Raw genomic sequence first — 21,467 nt, forward strand, 5'->3', positions numbered from 1 at the left:
GTCTTTACAGCCACAATAATACCAACAATCATATGCAGATAGCGATCATCAACGGCCCTAACTTAAATCTCCTGGGAAAGCGGGAGCCAGGTATCTATGGAAATGAGTCTTTTGAGTCTTATTTCGAGAAACTGAAAGCACAGTATCCGAATGTGCAGCTGACCTATTTCCAGAGCAATGTTGAAGGGGAAATGATCAATCATCTGCATGAAATAGGATTCTCCTACGACGGTATTCTTCTGAATGCCGGCGGTTATACTCACACCTCCGTTGCGCTGCGCGACGCTATTTCCGCTATCAAAACCCCTGTATTGGAAATACATATCAGTAATATCCATGCACGCGAAGAATTCAGGCATAAAAGCATGATCGCTCCTGCCTGCGTAGGCAGCATCTGTGGCCTGGGCATGAAGGGATATGCGCTGGGAGTAGCGTACTTCCTGTAACAGGCTTCCCTTCATTGCTGAAGGTCCATATGTCAAAGAACCTGGGGCAATATTAGGAAAGATGTAAATGCGGTTTGGGGGAATGTCCACAGGACGCAAAATCATGTGCATAGGGCGCCAAAACGTGGGGACGAAATGCAAGGGGGGATAGCCGAGGTTTGAAATAGGTAGCCTCATCGGGGTCTTGTGAATATTTCCGGTTCGATTAAGCCTCGATTTGTCTTTGCTTTGACAAGGTTCAAACAATGCTTCTCCTATGCTCAACTTACGTTCATCTTACGTCTTTGAACGTAAGATGAACGTAAGTTGAGCATAGGAGAAGCATTGTTTGAACCTGATTAAATTGAAGTCAGGACATATTCTTAGTACAGAAAAACTTTACAGTTTTAATCTGGTAGGTTCAGGATTGACTTTACAGCTGAATATAGTACATGCAACCTATATAAAAAAAAGGGTGCCCCACCTGTTTGGCTGGCACCCTTTTCTTATTTTCAGATGATATTAGTTCAATGTTTCAGCTTCAACTGGCTGATCTTTGAAAGCCTCTCTTGGTTTCAGACCTAACAGTTCGAACATCATGTGATCTTCTTCAAAGGAAGGATTGTCGGTTGTCAGCAGTTTCTCACCGGTGAAGATGGAGTTGGCGCCTGCCATAAAGCAGAGAGCCTGCTCGGAAATGCTCATTTCAGCACGGCCGGCACTGAGACGTACCATCGCCTTAGGTATTACGATACGGGTGGTAGCGATCATACGCACCATATCCCAGAACGCAACTTTAGGCATGTGTTCCAGCGGAGTTCCTTTTACACGGGTCAGGGCGTTGATAGGAACGGAATCAGGATGGGTCGGCATATTGCTCAGGGTGTGCAGCATACCGATACGGTCTTCGTGAGACTCGCCCAGGCCGATGATACCACCGCAGCAAACGCTCACACCTGCTTTGCGGACGTTGTCCAGGGTACGCAGACGGTCGTCGTAAGTACGGGTAGTGATGATAGACTCATAGTACTCGCTGGAAGTGTCCAGGTTGTGGTTGTAGGCATACAAGCCTGCATCCGCCAGTTTCTGGGCCTGTTCTTCGGTCAGCATACCCAGGGTAGTACAAACCTCCATACCCAGCTCGTTCACGCCTTTTACCATATCCAATACACGGTCAAAGTCGCGGTTATCTCTCACTTCTCTCCAGGCTGCACCCATACAGAAGCGGGTAGAACCAGCCTCTTTTGCTTTCTGGGCGTATGCCAGCACTTCTTCTTTCTTCAGAAGGCCATGTACTTTGATATCGGTATTATAACGGGCAGCCTGAGGGCAATAAGAACAGTCTTCCGAGCAACCGCCTGTTTTAATGGACAGCAGCGTACAAACCTGTACTTCTGCAGTATCCTGCGTTTGTCTGTGTATGGAAGCAGCACGGAAAACCAGTTCCAGCAAGGGAGTATTATAGATCTCTTTTATTTCTTCAATAGACCAGTCGTGACGGATCTGCACATCTTGCATAATAATCTAATTTGAGAGCAAACCTACAAATTAAAATTGAATTAGAAATTAGGAATTAAGAATGTGGAATTATGCTCAATTGCGACTAATTCTTAATTCTTATGTCCTGATTTCCAGTTGGTTTACAGGTATTTAAAATTGGTTTTCGGTGTAATGTTCAGGAGTGTCTGATAAATCAGCTGAATGGTGTTTTCCACGTCATCTTTCTTGATCATTTCCACGGTTGTGTGCATATAACGCAGTGGGATACTGATCAGTGCTGACGGGGTACCGTCATTGGAATAGGCAAAAGCGTCCGTGTCCGTACCGGTGCTACGGCTTACCGCATGCAGCTGGTGAGGGATCTCGTTCTTTTTGGCTGTTTTGATGATCAGGTCGCGGAGGATATTGTGCACTGCAGGGCCATAGGTGATGCTTGGGCCGTTACCGCAGCGGATCTCACCTTCAATGTTCTTGTTGATCATCGGGGTGGTGGTATCGTGCGTTACGTCGGTAATAATAGCTACATCCGGCTTGATCCTTTTAGCTATCATTTCCGCTCCGCGAAGCCCTACTTCTTCCTGTACGGCATTTACAATGTACAGGCCGAAAGGCAGCTGCTGTTTCTTTTCTTTCAGCATGCGGGCTACTTCAGCGATCATAAAGCCACCGATACGGTTATCAAAGGCACGGCAGATGTAGTAGTCGTAGTTCAGTTCCTCAAAACCATCTTCAAAGGTTACGACACAGCCTACATGAATGCCGAGGTCTTCCACTTCTTTACGGCTGCGGGCGCCGCAATCCAGGAAAATGTTCTCCACCTTCGGCTGCGGGTCTTTTCCTTCTGTGCTGCGCAGGCGGGTATGAATGGCAGGCCACCCGAACACGGCCTTTACAATACCGTTCTCAGTATGGATGTTTACACGTTTGGAAGGCGCGATCTGCTGATCAGAGCCACCATTACGGATCACGTATATCAGTCCTTCGGGAGAGATGTAATTGACAAACCACGATATTTCATCAGCATGTGCTTCAATCACCACTTTAAACGGGGCCTTCGGGTTGATAACACCGACTGCCGAGCCGTATGCGTCCACAAAATACTCGTCTATAAACGGCTGCAGATATTCCAGCCACAATTTCTGTCCTTCTTTCTCAAACCCGGTAGGGGAGGGATTGTTGAGATATTTACGCAGGAACGTAAGCGCCTCTTTACTGAGTATGGATTTTTGCTTTTTAGACATCGCTGTTAAGTTAGCTGTTAAGTTAATTGCTGCAAAAGTAAGTGTTTGCCAGCTTACGGCAAGCCCGGTGTTAGTTATGCCAATGTTGCTATTATAAAATGGAGCAGGGCGGAAAGCATTACCATGCCATCCAGCACAAAATAGTAGAAATGATCTGAGCGGTTACGGATAGCGTATCGTGTAAGCAGCGCTGTTATCACTACCGGGGCCAGCAGGATGATGGTCAGCATCCAGCCGTCCACAGGGAAAAGCGCCAGCGCAAAGATAGTCGCGAGCACCAGAGAGCCGATATATAGTTTTTTAAGGCCTGGTGCGCTCAGATAGGTAATCAGAGAGCGGATGCCTTCTTTTTTATCTGACTCCAGGTCCCGGTAATCGAACAGGATGCAGATGGCGTACACCAGGAAGAAGCGGTGTAAGGTCAGGAATAATATAGTGGGCGAATAAGGCTGTTTTTCTATAAATACGGGCAGCAATGTGGTGACATAGATCCAGACAGCGGTCAGGAATAAGGTTTTGCCGATGGCGATCTTCCGGAGCCATACAAACGCCCTCTGTGGTAATTTAGGCGCGGAATACAGGAAAGTGAGCACGGCAGCGCCTGCGAGTGGTAACCAGTGTTCCTTCAGCAACCAGAAACCATAGGCAGCGCCCACTGCGCCCAACGCACAAAGCGTTAGCTGCAAGGTCTTATGACGGGCGCCCCACAGAATGCGTTCAGAGGTGGAATAATCTGCCGGCGTCAGGTACCAGTGGAAATTATAGCTGCAGATGGTAGAGCAGAAGACGAAAAAGTAATAAGCCTCGTTAATGTCCCCGATGTGCAGCAGCGTATTTGTCTGCCATATCATGAGTATGGCGCAGCAGGCTACGTAAAGAGACGAGAAGATGATAAAATTAAAGAGACCGCGAAGCATTAACAATCGGCATTAGGAAATTAAGAATCAGAAATTGGAATGCGAAATTAGGAATTATAGGTCCGAAGATGGCATTAATTCCTGATTCTTATGCGCAATTAAAGCGGGATATTACCATGCTTCTTCCTCGGCATTGTCACTACTTTGTTCTCCAGCATGGCGTATCCTTTAATCAATTTTATACGGGCCTGGTCCGGAACGATCACTTCATCGATATATCCCTTTTCTGCGGCCAGGTAAGGATTGGCGAAACGTTCGGTATATTCTGCCACCAGCTCGTTGGTACGGGCTTCAGGATCAGCGGCAGCATCTATTTCTTTTTTGTAGATGATCTCTACGGCGCCTTTAGGTCCCATTACGGCTATCTCTGCCTGCGGGAAAGCGAAGTTGAGATCTGCACCGATGTGTTTTGAGTTCATCACACAATAAGCGCCGCCGTAGGCTTTGCGGGTGGTAACGGTGATCTTCGGAACGGTGGCTTCGCTCAATGCAAAAAGCAGTTTAGCCCCATTGGTGATGATACCATTCCATTCCTGGTCGGTACCCGGAAGGAAGCCTGGTACGTCCACCAGTACCAGCAGCGGGATGTTGAACGCATCGCAGAAGCGGGTAAAGCGGGCGCCTTTTACAGAGGCGTGGATATCGAGTACCCCAGCCAGGTGGGCCGGCTGATTGGCCACAATGCCTATACTCCTGCCGGCAATACGGGCAAAGCCTACAATGATATTTTCAGCAAAGTCCTTATGTACTTCAAAGAAACTCTCCGGATCCGTCAGTTCGCTGATCACATCCTTCATATCATAAGGCTGATTAGAGCTGGCTGGTATGATCGTATTCAGTCCGGGGCGGATCTCATCGGCAGGTTCGTATGGATAGACAGGTGCATCTTCTTCACAGTTCTGCGGCACATAACTGAGCAGCTGCCGGATGTTATTGATACATTCCACCTCGTTGGTACAGGAGAAATGGGTTACACCACTTTTCACAGCATGGGTGTGTGCACCTCCCAGTTCTTCTGCTGTCACTTCTTCATGTGTAACTGTCTTAACAACGTTAGGTCCGGTTACGAACATGTAGGAAGTTTCTTCCACCATTAATATAAAATCGGTGATGGCGGGAGAGTATACAGCACCGCCGGCGCAGGGCCCCATAATAGCGGAGATCTGCGGGATGACGCCGGAAGCGCGGGTATTGCGGTAAAATATATCCGCATAACCACCCAGGCTTACCACGCCTTCCTGTATACGGGCGCCGCCGCTGTCGTTCAGACCAATAACAGGCGCGCCGTTCTGCATGGCCAGGTCCATGATCTTGCAGATCTTACGGGCATGGGGCTCCGAAAGACTACCACCGTACACGGTAAAGTCCTGCGAAAAGACATAGGTCAAACGGCCGTTGATAGTCCCATAGCCAGTTACGACGCCATCGCCGGGAAATTGTTCCTGGTCGGTGGTCATACCACGGTTACGGTTATGTACGAACATGTCCAGCTCTTCGAATGAACCTTCGTCCATCAGGAGTTGTAATCGTTCCCTTGCTGTAAGTTTTCCTTTTTTATGTTGGGAGGAGATGCGTGCTTCGCCGCCACCAAGGATGGCTGTAGCGATCTTGTTCCGGAGTTCGTGGAATTTGTCCATGGAACAAATATAATCAGGAATCAGGAATTGAACATGTCTGTATACACATTCCTGATCCCTGACGTGTATTTATTGGTAGATGATCTCTACTTTGGGTGTAGCGATGGTATCGCTGATATTACCGGCATTATCGGTTATATAAGCGACAAAATGCACGCTGTCCTTCTGAATACCGGTGTTGGGGAAGTCTATGGGCTCGAGGTGCAATATTACTTCTGCCGTCAGGTTCGTTCCGTTATGGGCATCCAGATTCGGCATATCACGGTGGGTAAACGCCGTATCGGGTTCTGGCTGGAGATCGTAAATAGCCGCGAAGCTGAGCGTATTTTCAACATCTCCGTCACCATCCTTGATCTGGAAGTGAACATCCAGTCCGATGGAAGGTATTACAGGGTCGGAAGAGTAGGAGAGGAAACTGATCATCGGCTTGGTGCCTATAGTGTCCTTTCCGCAGCCAGACCCGGATATAACTGCCAATGCAAACAGGGATAAAACGAGTATTTTCTTCATATAACAAACCTACATTATTTTTTTTACTATAGCTAATGCGCACGGATAAGCGGCCCACTGCCGGTATAACGTAAAATCTGGGTTGATTGTTACGTATCCCCTAAATTTGTGCGTTTAAAGCAAGCGACATGAGTGGCATTAATACGGCAGCGTTATTTACATTGCGGGAGCAGGATATGGAAGCGGCAGCCCTGGAGCTGTTCCATTACCAGTACAGGGAAAATGCCCTTTACCGGGCTTATACGGATGCCCTGCGCAGACGGCCGTCGGATGTACGCTCATTGGAACAGATCCCTTTTCTGCCTATCCAGTTCTTTAAAACGCATACCGTTACCTGCGGCAGCTTCGAGCCGGAACTGGTTTTTGAAAGCAGTGGTACCACCCAGACCATTAACAGCCGTCACCTGGTAAAGGAAGCCGCTCTCTATGAACGCAGTTTCCTGGCCGGGTTTGAACGGTTTTATGGCCCTGTTTCCGATTTTGTGGTACTGGGACTGTTGCCTTCCTACCTGGAGCGTCAGCATTCTTCGCTGGTATATATGGTGCAGGATATGGTGAAAAGAAGCGGGCATGCCGCCAGCGGGTTCTATCTCTATGAGCATGATAAATTGGCCGACCGGCTCCGGGAGCTGGAAGCCAGTGGTCAGAAAACCCTGCTGATCGGCGTTACCTTCGGTTTGCTCGATTTTGCAGAAAATCATTCCCTGCAACTGCAAAATACCATTGTGATGGAAACCGGGGGGATGAAAGGACGTCGTGAGGAATGGACCAGACAGCAGGTGCATGCTTACCTCAGGGAAAGATTAGGTTGTGAACATATCCATGCCGAATATGGCATGACGGAATTATTATCCCAGGCATATTCTCGTGGAAATGGATTATTTACAACGCCGCCGTGGATGAAGGTGCTGGTAAGGGATGAAAATGACCCTTTTCAGTTGTCAAAGGCAAATGCTTCAGGGGTGATCAATGTGGTAGATCTCGCCAATGTTTATTCCTGTGCGTTCATCGCCACGGAAGATATCGGGAGATTGCATGATGAGGGGAGTTTTGAAGTGTTGGGGAGGTTGGATAATTCGGCGCTGAGAGGGTGTAGTTTGATGGTGAGCTAGGAGGAGAAAATCACATCCTCGCCTTCTTCAACAACACTTCCATTCTCTCCGGATGTCCGCTCATCTCCATGAGATCGGCCATGTAAGGAAAACTCAAATGGTCCATACCAAATTTATTCATCAGGTAAGAATCCAGTGCTTCAATGTGCTGCGGTTGTTCTAAAAAGCTACGCAGGAAATAAAGAAAAAGTTGTTGTTCTTTTTCTATCAGCAATGTCAATGCGATCTTTTCTTTTAAGGGATTTTGCCCTTCTTGTTTAAACAGCTGCAAAGCCTTTGTAAACTGTTGCTCCGTCAGTTCTTCGTGATAGGCAGGCAGAAAATCGAGGCAGAAATATTCCACGGCAAAATCATCCATAATACCTGCACTGAGCTGGTCTTCTTCAATGGTGTACCAGGTGGCCCAGTCGAGCAGTTCCTGTACAGTGATCTCTTCTTTCAGCAGCGCTTCAAGATGATGGATGAGGCCTTTACGGGTAGGAACAGTACCGGAAGTATGTTGAATGCTGTCTACGATATCAGCATAAAAAGCGTCATTCATCTGATGCGCAGCAGCCGTAAGCAGCTGGCTGACTTCGTTGTGAGCAGAAGGAGGAAGCAGGTCGGCAGTTTCCGCAAGTATTTCGGGCTTTGTTTTATGACCCTGAAGATATGCTTTTATCAGGGAGACAAAATAGGTTGAAGTGATATAAGGCAACTTGTCCTTCATACTTACAGGTTTTTTCTTTGTTGACTAAGACAGCGTTCGTTTAGCTGTATTAGCAGCGTCTAGGTATGGGCAACGTAAACGATCTGTAGTTACAAGTTACCACTAAAATCCCGGAAAAATAGTTAAACGAGCGGAAATGATCAATCTGGTGTTAAATTTTAAGAGATTTTTCACATATAAAAATTGCTGAGTACTATAGCTGCGCTTGCTGCTACTGGCATGGTTTTGGGGCCTGTAGTTAGTGTAAGTATATTTCATTTTTAATCGTCAAAAATGTAGAACTATGGCAGTCAGGGATAGATCGATCGGTAGTACCGGTCTGGAACAGGGAGGTCCAAACATGGGGAATGACTACAGTCGTAACATTACCCGTGAAAAAACTGCAGATGACACCATCAAAGTGATCTTACCAAAAGATAAAAAACATCCGGCGAAGAAAGATAAAAACAAGCGCGAACCACAAAGGCGCAACAGTGAAAACAGGTGACGATGAGTTAAACTATGATCTGCTTGTTCCATAAAAAAGGATAGTTTAAACCATGCACAACAAGTCATCTGTACTTAAATAAAGGCATAGAAGGTTCTATGCCTTTATTCATGCAGTAGAGAGCGCTACTTTATTGAGTATTAATTTACTAGATGTAATAAAAATTTATAGCGGACGTTATATTAATGAAAAACATATTGTATCTTTAGCATAATATCTTTATTGAAACCGGAATTGCAAAATAATAGCAAGCCAATTTAATTAACGGGGGATCCCCGATGTCCTCCTCACCGTACCTGTGAATTAAATCCGACACAAATGCCGGGCTGGCTACTCACGTCCATTGGGATTGCTAATCACAAAAAAAGACAAATGATTTATTGACCGAACGACCTAACTATTAAGTCCTATGTTGCTAACTATCGCGGCCGCCCACACACGGCTGAGGGGAATGCCATGTTGTTATCTCACATGTTCTGCGATACGGATATGTGTATTTATGATGATCCTGTTGCCATGCTGTTTCCTGGTTAACGTAGCATTTGCACAGAATGTCACTTTACAGAATTCTTCACTTGAAGGTAAACCGGGAGTGAAAGTTGCGCCGCCGGGATGGCGCGTGGCTATTAACACGCCTGACATATTACCAGGTGTATATGGTGTCCACAAAACAGCCAAAGCTGGCAAGACCTTTATTGGTCTTCAGGCCGGACCTGTTTACAGGGAAGGAATAGAGCAGGAACTATCGTCTCCTTTACAGAAAGGGAGGCTTTATAATCTGTCTTTTGACCTAGCTTTCAGCAGGGTGTATGGCCACGAACACTGTTATGGCAACCTCGCTATTTTTGCCGGCGATACACCTGGTGATACATCGGAACTGCTATGGACATCCGGAAGTTTTACGGATACGATGTGGCACAAATGGACGGCGGAATTCAAGCCCCGTGCATCACATAAATTCATTTCCTTTTATGCTTATCCGGAGGACAAATGTTCACTGAATAGTTATGGCGTAGTGGTGTTCATGGATAATCTGTCAATGATCCGGCAGATACTGAAAACAGAGCTGACAGCTACTGCTTCCTGTAACAATACATCTTCCGGTAGCGTAAGCGTAAACGTAACCGGAGGTGCAGCGCCTTATACCTATCTGTGGACGCCGGGTAATTATCGGACGCCGCAGGTTTCCAATCTGCCGGGAGGGCTTTATGAAGTACAGGTAACTTCAGCTGATGGCGTCACTGCTAAAGGTTCGGTGACAGTAGGGGAGTCTGACCTGGCTACCAGCACAGACGTTACGGTGTCAAATTGCGCCGGTGATAATAAAAACGCAATATCGCTGAACATCACAGGCGGTGTGCCACCGTATAACCTGACTGTAAATGGGATCGAAAGAGAAGGGAGCAAGTTTGATAACCTGGTGCCAGGCGATTATGCATTTATTGTAAAAGACAAACAGGCTTGTTCAGATACGTTCAGTGTGCTTATAAAAGAGCCGGATCCTTTAGTTATAAGGGAGGTCAATATAGCACCCTGTAGCTGTAGTGAGGTGAGTGACGGCAGTATCAGGTGGGTAGTAGAAGGAGGAACACGTCCATACAAGTATCGCGTGGATGGAGATATGTGGCAGCCCGATAGTTTGTACCGGAATCTGAAAGCGGGTAAATACCGTTACGAAATAGAAGACGCCAACGGATGTAGTGAGACAGGAACAGCAGCTGTTGTTTCTCCCTGGCAGAATTGTCTTGTTGTAATGCCATCTGCATTTAGTCCAAATGGTGATGGTAATAATGATGTTTTCCGTCCCAGAGTGTATGACGCAGTAACGAATTATCAGCTGAAGGTATTTAATCGCTGGGGAAATCTCGTTTTTCAGACGAATGATCCAAAGAGGGGATGGGATGGTAATTACAGCGGCATGCCACTGGGGTCACAGGCATTGGTGTATGTGTGCTCTTTTAATACCAGTAAGAATGAGTTGAAAGAATACAGGGGGACGGTGATGCTTGTGAAGTAGGATCATTGTTGTTTTTTTTTCAATGCCTTTTTTATTTGTTCATGCAGGTGTGCAAATACAAAGGGTTTGATGAGGTATCCTGCCGCGCCTTTCTGCATGGCAGTGGTAATTTCATCGTCTTCTTTTTTGGCGCTGGTAATGAGCACGGGAATTTTGTGGAGTAGTGGATGTTCGCGGAATTGATCCAGCAATGCATAGCCACTAACGACAGGCATATAAATATCGCTGATCACAAGATCGGGCAGGTGCCGGATGGCCATTGCGATGCCTTCCTCTCCATTTCTGGCAGTGATAACGGAATAGTCGTGCAGTTCTAGCAGACTTTTAAGTGTATCCAGAAGACCGGCTTTGTCTTCAATTAAAAGAATTCTGGCGTTCATGTCTATATTTTACTGGCAGGTATCAGGGTACCTGAAAACCAGTGTAAAAACCGTGCCCTTATCGGGCTCGCTGCTCACGGTAATTTCGCCGTCGTTCGCAGTAACAAATGTTTTAACAATAGTAAGACCTAATCCGGTTCCGGCAATGCCACCCGTATTACTTCCTCTGTAATAGGGCTGGAATAAATGTGGCAGATCTTCGGCCGGGATGCCTATTCCATCGTCGGAAACAGTGATTACGAGCGCTTTTTCTTCGTATGACAAATGAACGACAGGCGGGTTTTCACGGGAAAATTTAAAGGCATTGCTAACAAGATTTGTAAAAATTCTTGTCAGCTGACCAGAATTGGCCAGTATTTTGCAGGGCGTACCGGACAAATTGATTTGTAATGTTCTATTGTCATCTGTGAGTGAACGGAATTGCTCCTTTAAAGGTAACAGTTGTTCTTCTGCATACAGTAGTTCTTTCGTCGCTTCAAAGCTGCCAGACAGGATGTTGTTGATAGTCAGCATCTCATCGAGCATGTTATTCAGAGAAAAGATCTCTGAGGTGATCCTGGAAAGCTGTTGTTCGTAAAACGGATTCATATAACGATCTACCCGGAGCTTGGCGGAAACTAAATCAACGATAGACGTAATGGTGGTCAGTGGTGTCTTAAACTCATGAGCAGTAATGGCCAGTACATTACTGGCATTGTTCAGTAATGTGCTGCTCTCTGAAGTATGTGTGGAGTCCATTGTTCTAACTTTTAATGATTGGCGGCTCAATTGTCTCCAACTAATTGAAGAACAACCTGTAGAGAAAGACCACATGTGTTGACTATCCGATTCGCTGCCAATTGAAAAGCAAAATACTTAATAAAGGAGTAATTATCTAGTGAGTATTTAATTTTAAAATGTATTTTTACATCAGCATTGAAAATGGTTGTGAATATTCGGAAAAGTTAACCAAAAGATCATATATAAAATAGTGTTATAAGTAGAGGATGCGGACAAGGTGAACATGGCTTTATCTTTATTGTTTTAATATTCAATTAGTTACAATTTTGCCTTATAAATTCTCGATTTTGGAACTATTTTTGCAACTATAAGTAACTTTTATATGCCATATTTTTTTATTGAACCGATTATGAACCTTGCTAACTTTTTGCCCCTATGATCAATATTGGAATTATAGAAGACAATTATTTCCAGTTGAACAATTACAAGGAGTTTTTAGAAGATTTTCAGGAGTGTAAGGTCGTATTTGCTTGTAAGTCAATGGAGGAGTTCAGAGCCCTACCATTTAAGGAGACTGAGGTAAACGTAATATTACTGGACATTTCATTACCAGGGGAATCAGGCATACAAGGTATGCAGGAATTAAAAAGGGTTTACCCTGAAGCGAAACTTATTGTACTGTCGGGGCATGATGGGAAACATTATGTAATTGAATCGATCCGCCAGGGAGCGAATGGTTATATTATTAAGACCAGCCGTTTGATGGAGATCTACCATTCAATTATGGATGCTGTGAGCGAAGGAGGGACACTTTCTCCCAAAGCCGCCCATCTACTCATTAATTATATTGCCAAGGACCCCCTTGAAGATATAAAGCATAAACTTACCAAAAGAGAGTATGAGTTGCTCGCTCTGTTAAAGGAAGGCTACTCATATAAGGAAATGGCGGAGAAGCTTTTTGTGACTGTTTTCACTGTGAACCAACATCTGAAGAAAATTTACCAAAAACTTAATGTTGCCACAAAATCAGAACTAATTTCAAAAATCTGGTCAAATAGTTTGTATTCTTTCTTTTTAATTACGAATTCTTGGATTTTTTTTCAAATGCTTTCGTTTAAAGATATGACGCTATTTTTGTAACAGAGTATACTATAATCAGTAGGCACGTTCGTGTTATATGGGCGTTTTTTACTGCATTGAGTAGTGGTTGTGACGGCCTCGATAAACTAATATTGTAGTACGGAAAGCGCGGAAGAAAAACCTTTAAATATTTTAAAACGGAGAGATGATTCTAAAGAAGGATTACTTACGTTATATCTTTGTTGTTCCGGTCCTTATCTGCTGTTTCTTTACAAGTTGTGTCAGTACACAGAAATCAGTGTATTTTAAGAATCTTCCTGATACTGTTATTGCCCCCGTGAAAGGAAATTTTGAGCCGGTAATTCAAAAAAATGACGTTTTACAAATTATTGTGAGTAGCATGAACCCCGAGGATGTTGTTGTATTTAACACCCCAAGTATGGCATCCCCCGGTACCGCGGGAGGTGGTCCCCAGGTCACAGGTTATCTGGTTAGTGAACAGGGATTTATTGAGTATCCGGTACTTGGACAGGTAAAAGCTGCCGGACTTACAAAAGAACAACTTACCACATATCTGAGAGATGAGTTGAACAACAGAAAACTCATGAGAGATCCGGTGGTAAGTGTAAGGTTCCTCAATTACCGTGTAACAGTTCTTGGCGAAGTAAGCCGGCCAGGTGTTTTCGCCATCAATAACGAGAGAATGTCGATAATGGAGGCTTTGGGCATCGCAGGCGATATTACTATCTATGGTAAGAAAGACAATGTACTGTTAATCAGAGAAGTAGACGGGCAAAGAACGATCAAACGCCTCAACCTGAATGATGATGACATCTTATCATCTCCTTATTATTACCTGCAGTCTAATGATGTAGTGTATGTTGAACCAACTAAAGCAAGAGTAGCTAATGCAAGTGGCAACCGTCAGACGATCTCAATTATTCTGAGCAGTATTTCACTGTTTGTAATTATTCTGGACCGGTTGATATTGAACTAAGCTGATGTTATTCTTTTAATTCATCCTACAAATTTGTGTTGAGAGCCATGCAACAGAAAGTAATAAATACGCGCACAAAACGAGAGGAACACACGGGCCTCCTGGAAATGATCAGGCATAAATATCAGCCTTACTGGCCTTTATTTGTGATTGCGTCAATAATTTCTTTCTCTATAGCATATGTTTATCTGAAATATGCAACTCCGCTCTATAAGATGTCTTCTTCTTTACTGATAAAGGAAGATGCCAGAGCTGTAGAAAGCTCTATCATAGAAATGATGGACCCTCTGGGATCAGGAAAGAAAATAGAAAATGAAATTGAAATACTGAAGTCCCGTACAATCGCTAAAGCTGTTGTAAGGCATCTCAATCTATATGGAGAGATCTTTGAAAGAGGTACTATCAGGGATGTGTCTATGTATAAAAGAGCCCCGGTACAGATCACCTTTCTCGATCCGGACCAGATCGATCCTATGGAGGGTTCCATCCTGGACCTGAAGTACGATTATAATGGCCGTAAGCTTACCATGGGAGACAAAACGTATCCGCTGAACGATACGGTGACCACCACCCGCTGGGGACGTATATTAATTACGCCCACTCCTGGTTTTAATCCGGCAAGCCTGCAGAATAAGCAGCTCTATATACGTATTGCAGGTGAAAAAGCACTGGCGGGCGCATTTCTCGGTAATCTGAAAATTGCAGCTGCCAATAAACAATCAAACGTACTGCGACTGGAATATGTTGATGCAGTTCCTCAGAAGGGCATGGATATGCTGAATGAACTGATGAGGACATATGATGCAGAATCTATCGAGGATAAGAACAAGACGGCGTCAAAGACAATGTCGTTTGTAGAGGACAGGTTACGTATCATTACTGCAGAACTGAGCCAGGTGGAAGGCCAGATAGAACGTTATAAAACAAGTGAAGGAATTGTTGATATCGGCGAGCAGGGTAAAATGTTCCTGGCATCCGTACAGGATAATGACGTGAAACTGAGTGAAGCTGATATGCAATTGTCAACACTGGAAGCTGTTGAACAATATGTAAGGAATAAACATTCCGAAGAAAATGTGGTGCCTGCTACCATCGGTATTGCAGACCAGACATTACTGACATTACTGGGCAAGTTGCAGGACATTGAATTACAGCAGGATAAGCTGCGTAAGACGACAGGAGAGAACAGCCCCGCACTGGAAAGCCTGGCAGCACAGGAAGAGCGGATAAGACCGGCTATCATGGATAATATCCGCAGCTTACGCGCCAACCTCGAAGCAGGAAGGGCAAAGCTGGCCGCTCAGAATACACGCTTTATGGCGCTGCTGAAGGGGGTTCCGAATAAAGAAAGAACATTGCTGGAAGTAAGCAGGCAACAGGCTATCAAAAACAATATCTATACTTTCCTGCTGGAGAAACGTGAAGAAACAGCATTGCAATATGCTGCTGCTATCTCTGACAGCCGTATCGTAGATCTGGCTGAAGCAGATACCTTCCCTTTCAGCCCGAAGAAATCTATGGTGATGGCACTGGCTATCATAGCTGGTCTGGCCGCTGTAGCAGGCTTCATTGCAGTGAAAGATATGATGAACCATAAAGTAATGTTCCGGTCAGATATCGAAAAAGGTACTTCTGCACCGATCATTGCCGAGATCATGTTCGACAAAAGTGGTGGTATTGCCATCACAGAAGGAAGACGTACCCCTGTTGCAGAGCAGTTCAGGGCACTCCGTACTACCTTGTCTTATATCGGTATCAATGGAGATAATAAAACCATCCTGGTTACTTCTTCTATCTCTGGTGAAGGAAAGAGCTTCATTGCAGTAAACCTTGGACTGAGCCTTTCATTAACCAAGAAGAAAGTAGTGTTGTTGGAGTTTGACCTTCGTAAACCGAAAGTAAGTAAGATCCTGAATGTGCCACATCACCCGGGTATCAGTAATTACCTGGCGGGCCATTCTTCACTGAACGATATTTTAAAGCAGCCAATAGAGAATAACGAGTACATGTACCTGCTTTCTGCAGGTGTGATACCACCAAATCCAACCGAGTTGATTTTGAATGGCAGACTTGAGCATCTGCTGGCCACTTTAAGGGCTTCTTTTGATTACATCATTATAGATACAGCTCCGGTAGGACCTGTTACTGACGCACGTTTGCTGGCGCCATATGCTGACGCTACGCTGTACGTGGTACGTCATGAACGGACACCGAAGTTCAATCTGAAAATGATAGAAGACCTATATGAACAAGGGGATCTCGGCAAGTTGAATATTGTATTCAATGGCCTTAAAATGCGTGGGGTGCCTGGTTACGCATATGGCTATGGCGGAGGCTATGGTTATGGCAGCGGCCAGGGTTACGGATATGGATATACAGATGACCATAAAAATGGCGCTGTAAAAAAGGGACGTTTTACTAAAATTTTCAAATAACACAATGTAGCCCGCCGGTCTACCAAACTGACGGAACTCATTGAAAACTATTACTATTGAAAACTACTCATGTGACTGAGGAGGCGAAGCTATGCCAATTTTTGTCCTCCTCGTTTCCCGCCTTTATAGTTTCCACCTTATCTGATAACCAGTCATGCTTTATTAACTTTTAAACCCACTGAAATGGAACAGAAGACACACACGTGGTATGCAGTCTACACTAAACCAAGATGGGAGAAAAAAGTGGCGGATGCACTTGTTCGGAAACAGATCGAAACTTACTGTCCACTGAACAGGGTAACGCATCAGTGGAGTGACAGAAAGAAGATCGTAGAAGAGCCCCTTTTTAAATCGTATGTGTTTGTGCGTATCCCAGAAGACAAAAAGACACTCGTGCGCGAAACAAGTGGTATTGTAAACTTCGTTTACTGGCTGGGCAAACCTGCCAGTATTCCTGATCATGAGATCGATCTGATCAAACGCTTCCTGCGTGAATACCAGGATGTGGAAGTTGAACGTTTCCCGATCCACGAGGATGATCTTATCCGCATCACCGCAGGTCCTTTGATGCATCAGCATGGAAGGGTAGTGGAAGCAGGCAAGAATACTGTTAAAGCTGTATTGTACAGCATGGGATTCTCGCTCATCGCTACCGTGAAAACAAGTGATCTGATGGTGCTCAGTAACAACAGTAAAGAGTATGCCGGCGCCGGGAAACTAGGCGTTGGAAATCCTATTTAAAATATTAACGCTGAACACTATGCTACACGTATTATTATGTGGAGGGTCAGGAACCCGTCTCTGGCCGCTATCCAATAAACAGACGCCAAAGCAACTGCTGCCCTTATTTGACGGACAGAGTTTATTACAGCTCACCTGGGTGCGTAACAGCACCTTCTGTGATAGTGTGATGGCTGTCGTAAATGAACAGCAGTCAGAAATGGTGTCTAAGCAACTGGGTGAAGCAGGTGCTCAGCATGTACAGATGATGGAAGAGCCGGTAGGACGTAATACCGCTGCTGCTATCGCATTGGCGGCCTTCTCCGCAACACCGGAAACTATCCTGCTTATTACGCCGGCAGACCATCTGATAGGTACGCCTGACCTCTATGCAGAAACGATTAAGAAAGCTGCGGAACTGGCTGCAGAAGGACATCTGGTAACGATAGGACTGCAACCTGCATATCCTGAAACAGGATATGGGTACATCCAGTATACCGGCTATGATGTAGTACGTTTCACAGAAAAGCCAAATAAAGTTACTGCTGAAGCGATGCTGAAAAGTGGTGACTACCTGTGGAACAGCGGTATCTTCTGTGGTAAGGCAGGCGTATTGTTACAGCAATTGCTGGAACATGCACCTGAGATCTATGCAGCGGCATCAGAAGCAGCGCTCATCTGGAAAGAGACAGGTACTATTCCACTGGCAGCGATGGAAGCCATTCCATCAGACAGTATAGATTATGCTGTGCTGGAGAAAAGCAATATTGTAAAGGTGGTGCCCAGTGCTATGCAATGGAGTGATGTAGGCGGGTATGAGGCCCTGGCAGAAGCCCTGGCAAGTCATTACCGCTATAGTAATCACCAGGCCGTGTTTATAGAGAGCGATCCTGTAAACAGTATGGTGATAGGAAAAGATAAACTGGTAGCATTGGTAGGTGTGGAAAATGTGGTGGTGGTAAATACCCCGGAAGTGCTGCTGATATTACAGAAAGGAAAAGGACAGGAAGTAAAACAATTGCATCAGTGGGTAAAGGAGAACAGGCCTGAACTGCTATAAACAACATTGAACCGTATGCAACTTAACGATAAGATCTATATAGCCGGCCACCGTGGTATGGTGGGTGGTGCGATCAGCAGAAGACTGAAAACGCTGGGATATGAGAACCTGGTAACGAGAAGCTCCGCAGAACTGGACCTTCGCTCGCAGGCAGATGTGAATGAATTCTTCAGTAAAGAGAAACCTGATTATGTGTTCCTGGCTGCTGCTAAAGTAGGCGGCATCCATGCCAACAATACTTATCGTGCAGAATTCCTGTACGATAACCTCATGATGGAAACCAACATCATCCACGCTGCCTGGAAACATGGCGTTAAAAAGCTGATGTTTCTTGGCAGTTCCTGTATTTATCCTAAAATGGCCCCTCAGCCATTGCAGGAAAGCAGCCTGCTGACAGGTCCGCTGGAACCAACCAACGAGCCTTATGCTATTGCCAAAATAGCGGGTATTAAATTATGTGAAGCATACCGCGACCAGTATGGTTGTAATTATATCAGTGTGATGCCGACTAACCTGTATGGTATCGGCGATAATTATCACCCTGAAAACTCACATGTGCTGCCGGCACTGATCCGCCGCTTTCATGAAGCGAAGGAAGCCGGTGCGCCCAGTGTTACCGTGTGGGGAAGTGGTACGCCAAAACGTGAGTTCCTCTTTGCAGACGACCTGGCGGCTGCCTGTGTATTCCTGATGCTCCATTATGATGAGAAAGAACTGGTGAACATCGGTACAGGGGAAGACCTGAGTATACGTGAGCTCGCAGAGACCGTGAAAGAAGTAGTATGTTATGAAGGTGATATTGTGTTTGATACTTCCAAACCCGATGGTACGCCACGGAAACTGATGGATGTATCGAAGCTGCACAAACTCGGATGGAAACACAGCGTAGAGCTGAAAGAAGGACTGGTGCAGGCTTATGCCGATTTCCTTCATAAAAAGCACATGGTGGCATTGTAAACAAAGTTTTAAAACAGCGTCTCAATCTTAATAGACATGAAAGCAATCGTAATTGGAACAGGATATGTAGGGCTGGTTACCGGCGCCTGTCTCGCAGAAGTAGGCACGCAGGTAGTTTGTGTGGATGTTAATGCAGAAAAGATCAATAACCTCCAGAAAGGTATTTTACCTATTTATGAACCGGGCCTCGAAGAGATCGTTACCCGCAACTATAATAATGGCCGTCTCTCTTTCAGCACCAGTCTTGCTGACGTGATCCCCGGTGCAGACATCGCCTTCATTGCTGTAGGTACACCTCCGGGTGAAGATGGCAGCGCCGATCTGCAATATGTATTGCAGGTAGCCAAAGAGATCGGTACTTACATGACCGACTACCTGGTAGTGGTAACAAAGAGCACAGTACCGGTAGGTACCGCTGTAAAGGTGAACAGGGAGATCAAACAGGCAATGCTGAACAGAAATGCACTGATCGACTATGATGTAGCATCTAACCCTGAGTTCCTGAAGGAAGGCGCTGCCGTACAGGATTTCCTGAAACCTGACCGTATTGTGGTGGGTGTGAATACAGACAAGGCAAAAGAAGTGCTGGAGCGTCTGTATCATCCTTTCCTGCTGAACGGCCGTCCTATTATTTTCATGGACATCGCTTCTGCAGAAATGACCAAGTATGCGGCAAACGCTATGCTGGCAACAAAAATTTCCTTCATCAATGATATTGCCAACCTGTGCGAACTGGTAGGCGCTGATGTAAATAAAGTACGTAAAGGTATCGGTAGTGACGCCAGGATCGGTAACGCCTTTATCTACCCGGGTATTGGTTACGGTGGTTCCTGCTTTCCTAAAGATGTAAAGGCACTGGTGCAGACTGGTAAGGAATACGGGCACGGCTTGCGTATCCTGGAAGCTGTAGAAGCAGTGAACAATGATCAGAAAAAAGTACTGTTCGGCAAGATCAACAGGCACTTCGATGGCATGCTGAAAGGCCGGACCTTCGCAGTATGGGGCCTGTCTTTCAAACCTGCTACAGACGATATGCGTGAAGCATCCAGCCTGGTGCTGATTGAAGCCCTGCTGGAAGCCGGCGCTAAAGTACAGGTGTTTGACCCTGTAGCGATGCATGAAGCGAAGAAAACACTGGGCGATACCGTTAAATGGTGTAACGATATGTACGCTGCTGCAGAAGGTGCAGACGCGGTATTGCTGGTAACAGAATGGAACGAATTCCGTTTACCTGACTGGACACGTGTAAAACAATTATTGAAAGCTCCTGTTGTATTTGACGGCAGGAATATATATGATAACGCATATCTTGAGAAGAACGGGTTCACCTGCTACAGCATTGGTGTGTCTCAGCCTGCGGTAAGCGTGCTCTCCGGAAGTTAATCATATTCCCCACTTATCTTAACTAAATTATTTTTTTTGTATGAAAGTTGCTTTAATCACCGGTGTAAATGGACAGGACGGCGCATACCTGTCAGAATTGCTGCTCGAAAAGGGGTATATGGTACACGGTGTAAAACGTCGTGCCTCATTGTTGAATACTGACAGGATCGATCACCTGTATCAGGATCCTCATAGCGAAAATGTACGTTTCAAACTGCATTATGGCGATATGACCGACAGTACTAACCTGATCCGCATCATACAGGAAACGCAGCCTGATGAGATCTACAATCTCGCAGCGATGAGCCATGTAAAAGTGAGTTTTGATACACCGGAATATACTGCTAATGCAGATGGTATAGGTACGCTGCGTATACTGGAAGCATTACGTATTTTAAAGCTGGAGAAAAAGACAAGGGTATACCAGGCAAGTACTTCAGAACTATATGGTCTGGTGCAGGAAGTACCACAGAGAGAAACTACTCCTTTCTACCCGCGTAGCCCTTATGCTGTAGCAAAATTGTATGCATACTGGATCACGGTGAACTATAGGGAAGCATATGGTATGTATGCCTGCAATGGTATCCTGTTCAACCACGAAAGCCCGCTGCGTGGAGAGACTTTCGTAACCCGCAAGATCACCCGTGCTGTTGCTGCAATCGCATTAGGTTTGCAGGATAAACTGTACCTGGGTAACCTGGATGCCCGCCGTGACTGGGGACATGCAAAAGATTATGTTGAGGCGATGTGGAGAATTCTGCAGCAGGATACACCGGAAGATTATGTGATCGCTACAGGTATCACTACGCCGGTACGTGAATTTGTACGTATGGCGTTCAACGAACTGGGTATTGAACTGAAATTTGAAGGCAAAGGTGTGGATGAAGTGGCGTATGTAAGTGCCTGCCGCAATAAAGAATATGTGCTGCCAATAGGCAAACAGGTATTGGCTGTAGATCCTGCTTACTTCCGTCCTACTGAGGTAGAACTGCTGATAGGCGATCCGACGAAATCAAAGACGAAATTAGGCTGGGAACCGAAATATGATCTGCAGGAGCTGGTAAGTGAGATGGTAACCTGCGATGTGGAGTTATTCAGAAAGGACAGTAAAACACAGTGGGAACAACTGGCAGGATAAGGGCTTGCTTTGCCGAAATGCGTTATGCGAGTAAAAGTTTTT

General features: G+C 45.5%; 20 protein-coding genes. 12 read left to right on the forward strand and 8 right to left on the reverse strand.

Annotated elements, in window-relative coordinates; translation table 11 throughout:
• Positions 1-32: 32 nt before the first annotated feature.
• Positions 33-446, forward strand: coding sequence for a type II 3-dehydroquinate dehydratase (gene aroQ, locus L3C95_RS07710; RefSeq protein ID WP_236386375.1), 414 nt, complete (start codon positions 33-35; stop codon positions 444-446).
• Between the two features lie 501 nt (positions 447-947).
• Here the strand turns inward: aroQ and bioB are convergent.
• From bioB to L3C95_RS07735, 5 genes are all read right to left on the reverse strand, one after another.
• The gene (gene bioB / locus L3C95_RS07715; protein WP_236386377.1) at positions 948-1,943 is read right to left on the reverse strand and encodes a biotin synthase BioB; all 996 of its coding nucleotides are present in this window, start codon (positions 1,941-1,943) and stop codon (positions 948-950) included.
• Between the two features lie 122 nt (positions 1,944-2,065).
• Positions 2,066-3,166, reverse strand: coding sequence for a M42 family metallopeptidase (locus L3C95_RS07720; protein WP_236386379.1), 1,101 nt, complete (start codon positions 3,164-3,166; stop codon positions 2,066-2,068).
• Between the two features lie 74 nt (positions 3,167-3,240).
• A complete protein-coding gene (locus tag L3C95_RS07725; RefSeq protein ID WP_236386381.1) occupies positions 3,241-4,083 on the reverse strand; it encodes a UbiA family prenyltransferase in 843 nt (280 codons plus the stop codon).
• A 98-nt stretch (positions 4,084-4,181) separates the two neighbouring features.
• Complete coding sequence (locus L3C95_RS07730; RefSeq protein ID WP_236386383.1) at positions 4,182-5,720, reverse strand: acyl-CoA carboxylase subunit beta; 1,539 nt, start codon at positions 5,718-5,720, stop codon at positions 4,182-4,184.
• A gap of 69 nt (positions 5,721-5,789) precedes the next feature.
• Positions 5,790-6,230, reverse strand: coding sequence for a hypothetical protein (locus L3C95_RS07735; RefSeq protein WP_236386384.1), 441 nt, complete (start codon positions 6,228-6,230; stop codon positions 5,790-5,792).
• 128 nt (positions 6,231-6,358) lie between these two features.
• Between L3C95_RS07735 and L3C95_RS07740 the strand changes: the two genes are divergently transcribed.
• Positions 6,359-7,342 (forward strand): acyl transferase, encoded by a 984-nt coding sequence (locus tag L3C95_RS07740; RefSeq protein ID WP_236386386.1) that lies wholly within the window; start codon positions 6,359-6,361, stop codon positions 7,340-7,342.
• A gap of 10 nt (positions 7,343-7,352) precedes the next feature.
• Here the strand turns inward: L3C95_RS07740 and L3C95_RS07745 are convergent, their stop codons facing one another.
• Positions 7,353-8,051 (reverse strand): hypothetical protein, encoded by a 699-nt coding sequence (locus tag L3C95_RS07745; RefSeq protein ID WP_236386388.1) that lies wholly within the window; start codon positions 8,049-8,051, stop codon positions 7,353-7,355.
• Positions 8,052-8,334: 283 nt separating this feature from the next.
• On the opposite strand from L3C95_RS07745, the gene L3C95_RS07750 reads away from it, so the two are divergent.
• Positions 8,335-8,538: a hypothetical protein gene (locus L3C95_RS07750; protein ID WP_236386391.1), complete on the forward strand. Its 204-nt coding sequence runs from the start codon at positions 8,335-8,337 to the stop codon at positions 8,536-8,538.
• Positions 8,539-9,037: 499 nt separating this feature from the next.
• Positions 9,038-10,555, forward strand: a complete 1,518-nt coding sequence (locus L3C95_RS07755; RefSeq protein ID WP_236386393.1) for a gliding motility-associated C-terminal domain-containing protein — start codon at positions 9,038-9,040, stop codon at positions 10,553-10,555.
• 2 nt (positions 10,556-10,557) lie between these two features.
• Here L3C95_RS07755 and L3C95_RS07760 read toward each other — a convergent pair whose 3' ends face one another.
• Both L3C95_RS07760 and L3C95_RS07765 read right to left on the reverse strand, forming a co-directional pair.
• The gene (locus L3C95_RS07760; protein ID WP_236386395.1) at positions 10,558-10,935 is read right to left on the reverse strand and encodes a response regulator; all 378 of its coding nucleotides are present in this window, start codon (positions 10,933-10,935) and stop codon (positions 10,558-10,560) included.
• 9 nt (positions 10,936-10,944) lie between these two features.
• On the reverse strand, positions 10,945-11,673 hold the full coding sequence (locus tag L3C95_RS07765) for a sensor histidine kinase (protein ID WP_236386397.1): 729 nt from the start codon (positions 11,671-11,673) through the stop codon (positions 10,945-10,947).
• A 417-nt stretch (positions 11,674-12,090) separates the two neighbouring features.
• On the opposite strand from L3C95_RS07765, the gene L3C95_RS07770 reads away from it, so the two are divergent.
• The 8 genes from L3C95_RS07770 to gmd all read left to right on the forward strand — a co-directional run bounded on the left by L3C95_RS07770 (position 12,091) and on the right by gmd (position 21,425).
• A complete protein-coding gene (locus L3C95_RS07770) occupies positions 12,091-12,795 on the forward strand; it encodes a response regulator (protein ID WP_236386398.1) in 705 nt (234 codons plus the stop codon).
• Between the two features lie 145 nt (positions 12,796-12,940).
• Entirely contained in the window at positions 12,941-13,732 is a 792-nt protein-coding gene (locus tag L3C95_RS07775) for a polysaccharide biosynthesis/export family protein (protein WP_262915847.1), read from the forward strand.
• Positions 13,733-13,779: 47 nt separating this feature from the next.
• Complete coding sequence (locus L3C95_RS07780; protein WP_236386403.1) at positions 13,780-16,167, forward strand: GumC family protein; 2,388 nt, start codon at positions 13,780-13,782, stop codon at positions 16,165-16,167.
• 183 nt (positions 16,168-16,350) lie between these two features.
• Positions 16,351-16,908, forward strand: coding sequence for a UpxY family transcription antiterminator (locus L3C95_RS07785; protein WP_236386405.1), 558 nt, complete (start codon positions 16,351-16,353; stop codon positions 16,906-16,908).
• 19 nt (positions 16,909-16,927) lie between these two features.
• The gene (locus L3C95_RS07790; RefSeq protein ID WP_236386407.1) at positions 16,928-17,947 is read left to right on the forward strand and encodes a mannose-1-phosphate guanylyltransferase; all 1,020 of its coding nucleotides are present in this window, start codon (positions 16,928-16,930) and stop codon (positions 17,945-17,947) included.
• 15 nt (positions 17,948-17,962) lie between these two features.
• Positions 17,963-18,904 carry a GDP-L-fucose synthase family protein gene (locus L3C95_RS07795; protein WP_236386409.1) on the forward strand — a complete coding sequence of 314 codons (942 nt, stop codon included), beginning with the start codon at positions 17,963-17,965 and terminating at the stop codon, positions 18,902-18,904.
• Between the two features lie 36 nt (positions 18,905-18,940).
• Positions 18,941-20,287 carry a UDP-glucose dehydrogenase family protein gene (locus tag L3C95_RS07800; RefSeq protein ID WP_236386412.1) on the forward strand — a complete coding sequence of 449 codons (1,347 nt, stop codon included), beginning with the start codon at positions 18,941-18,943 and terminating at the stop codon, positions 20,285-20,287.
• 40 nt (positions 20,288-20,327) lie between these two features.
• Positions 20,328-21,425 (forward strand): GDP-mannose 4,6-dehydratase, encoded by a 1,098-nt coding sequence (gene gmd / locus L3C95_RS07805; RefSeq protein ID WP_236386414.1) that lies wholly within the window; start codon positions 20,328-20,330, stop codon positions 21,423-21,425.
• Positions 21,426-21,467 lie beyond the last annotated feature (42 nt).

Origin of the sequence: Chitinophaga filiformis, from assembly GCF_021646545.1 — a bacterium.
Taxonomy (GTDB): domain Bacteria; phylum Bacteroidota; class Bacteroidia; order Chitinophagales; family Chitinophagaceae; genus Chitinophaga; species Chitinophaga filiformis_A.

Excerpts from the sequence above, each read along its gene's own strand:
- L3C95_RS07755 (WP_236386393.1), top strand. The coding sequence starts at position 9,038 with ATGATGATCCTGTTGCCATGCTGTTTCCTGGTTAACGTAGCATTTGCA.
- L3C95_RS07760 (WP_236386395.1), bottom strand. The coding sequence starts at position 10,935 with ATGAACGCCAGAATTCTTTTAATTGAAGACAAAGCCGGTCTTCTGGAT.
- bioB (WP_236386377.1), bottom strand. The coding sequence starts at position 1,943 with ATGCAAGATGTGCAGATCCGTCACGACTGGTCTATTGAAGAAATAAAA.
- L3C95_RS07735 (WP_236386384.1), bottom strand. The coding sequence starts at position 6,230 with ATGAAGAAAATACTCGTTTTATCCCTGTTTGCATTGGCAGTTATATCC.
- L3C95_RS07795 (WP_236386409.1), top strand. The coding sequence starts at position 17,963 with ATGCAACTTAACGATAAGATCTATATAGCCGGCCACCGTGGTATGGTG.
- L3C95_RS07730 (WP_236386383.1), bottom strand. The coding sequence starts at position 5,720 with ATGGACAAATTCCACGAACTCCGGAACAAGATCGCTACAGCCATCCTT.
- L3C95_RS07800 (WP_236386412.1), top strand. The coding sequence starts at position 18,941 with ATGAAAGCAATCGTAATTGGAACAGGATATGTAGGGCTGGTTACCGGC.
- L3C95_RS07770 (WP_236386398.1), top strand. The coding sequence starts at position 12,091 with ATGATCAATATTGGAATTATAGAAGACAATTATTTCCAGTTGAACAAT.
- gmd (WP_236386414.1), top strand. The coding sequence starts at position 20,328 with ATGAAAGTTGCTTTAATCACCGGTGTAAATGGACAGGACGGCGCATAC.
- aroQ (WP_236386375.1), top strand. The coding sequence starts at position 33 with ATGCAGATAGCGATCATCAACGGCCCTAACTTAAATCTCCTGGGAAAG.
- L3C95_RS07725 (WP_236386381.1), bottom strand. The coding sequence starts at position 4,083 with ATGCTTCGCGGTCTCTTTAATTTTATCATCTTCTCGTCTCTTTACGTA.
- L3C95_RS07750 (WP_236386391.1), top strand. The coding sequence starts at position 8,335 with ATGGCAGTCAGGGATAGATCGATCGGTAGTACCGGTCTGGAACAGGGA.
- L3C95_RS07785 (WP_236386405.1), top strand. The coding sequence starts at position 16,351 with ATGGAACAGAAGACACACACGTGGTATGCAGTCTACACTAAACCAAGA.
- L3C95_RS07765 (WP_236386397.1), bottom strand. The coding sequence starts at position 11,673 with ATGGACTCCACACATACTTCAGAGAGCAGCACATTACTGAACAATGCC.
- L3C95_RS07780 (WP_236386403.1), top strand. The coding sequence starts at position 13,780 with ATGCAACAGAAAGTAATAAATACGCGCACAAAACGAGAGGAACACACG.
- L3C95_RS07775 (WP_262915847.1), top strand. The coding sequence starts at position 12,941 with ATGATTCTAAAGAAGGATTACTTACGTTATATCTTTGTTGTTCCGGTC.
- L3C95_RS07745 (WP_236386388.1), bottom strand. The coding sequence starts at position 8,051 with ATGAAGGACAAGTTGCCTTATATCACTTCAACCTATTTTGTCTCCCTG.
- L3C95_RS07790 (WP_236386407.1), top strand. The coding sequence starts at position 16,928 with ATGCTACACGTATTATTATGTGGAGGGTCAGGAACCCGTCTCTGGCCG.
- L3C95_RS07740 (WP_236386386.1), top strand. The coding sequence starts at position 6,359 with ATGAGTGGCATTAATACGGCAGCGTTATTTACATTGCGGGAGCAGGAT.
- L3C95_RS07720 (WP_236386379.1), bottom strand. The coding sequence starts at position 3,166 with ATGTCTAAAAAGCAAAAATCCATACTCAGTAAAGAGGCGCTTACGTTC.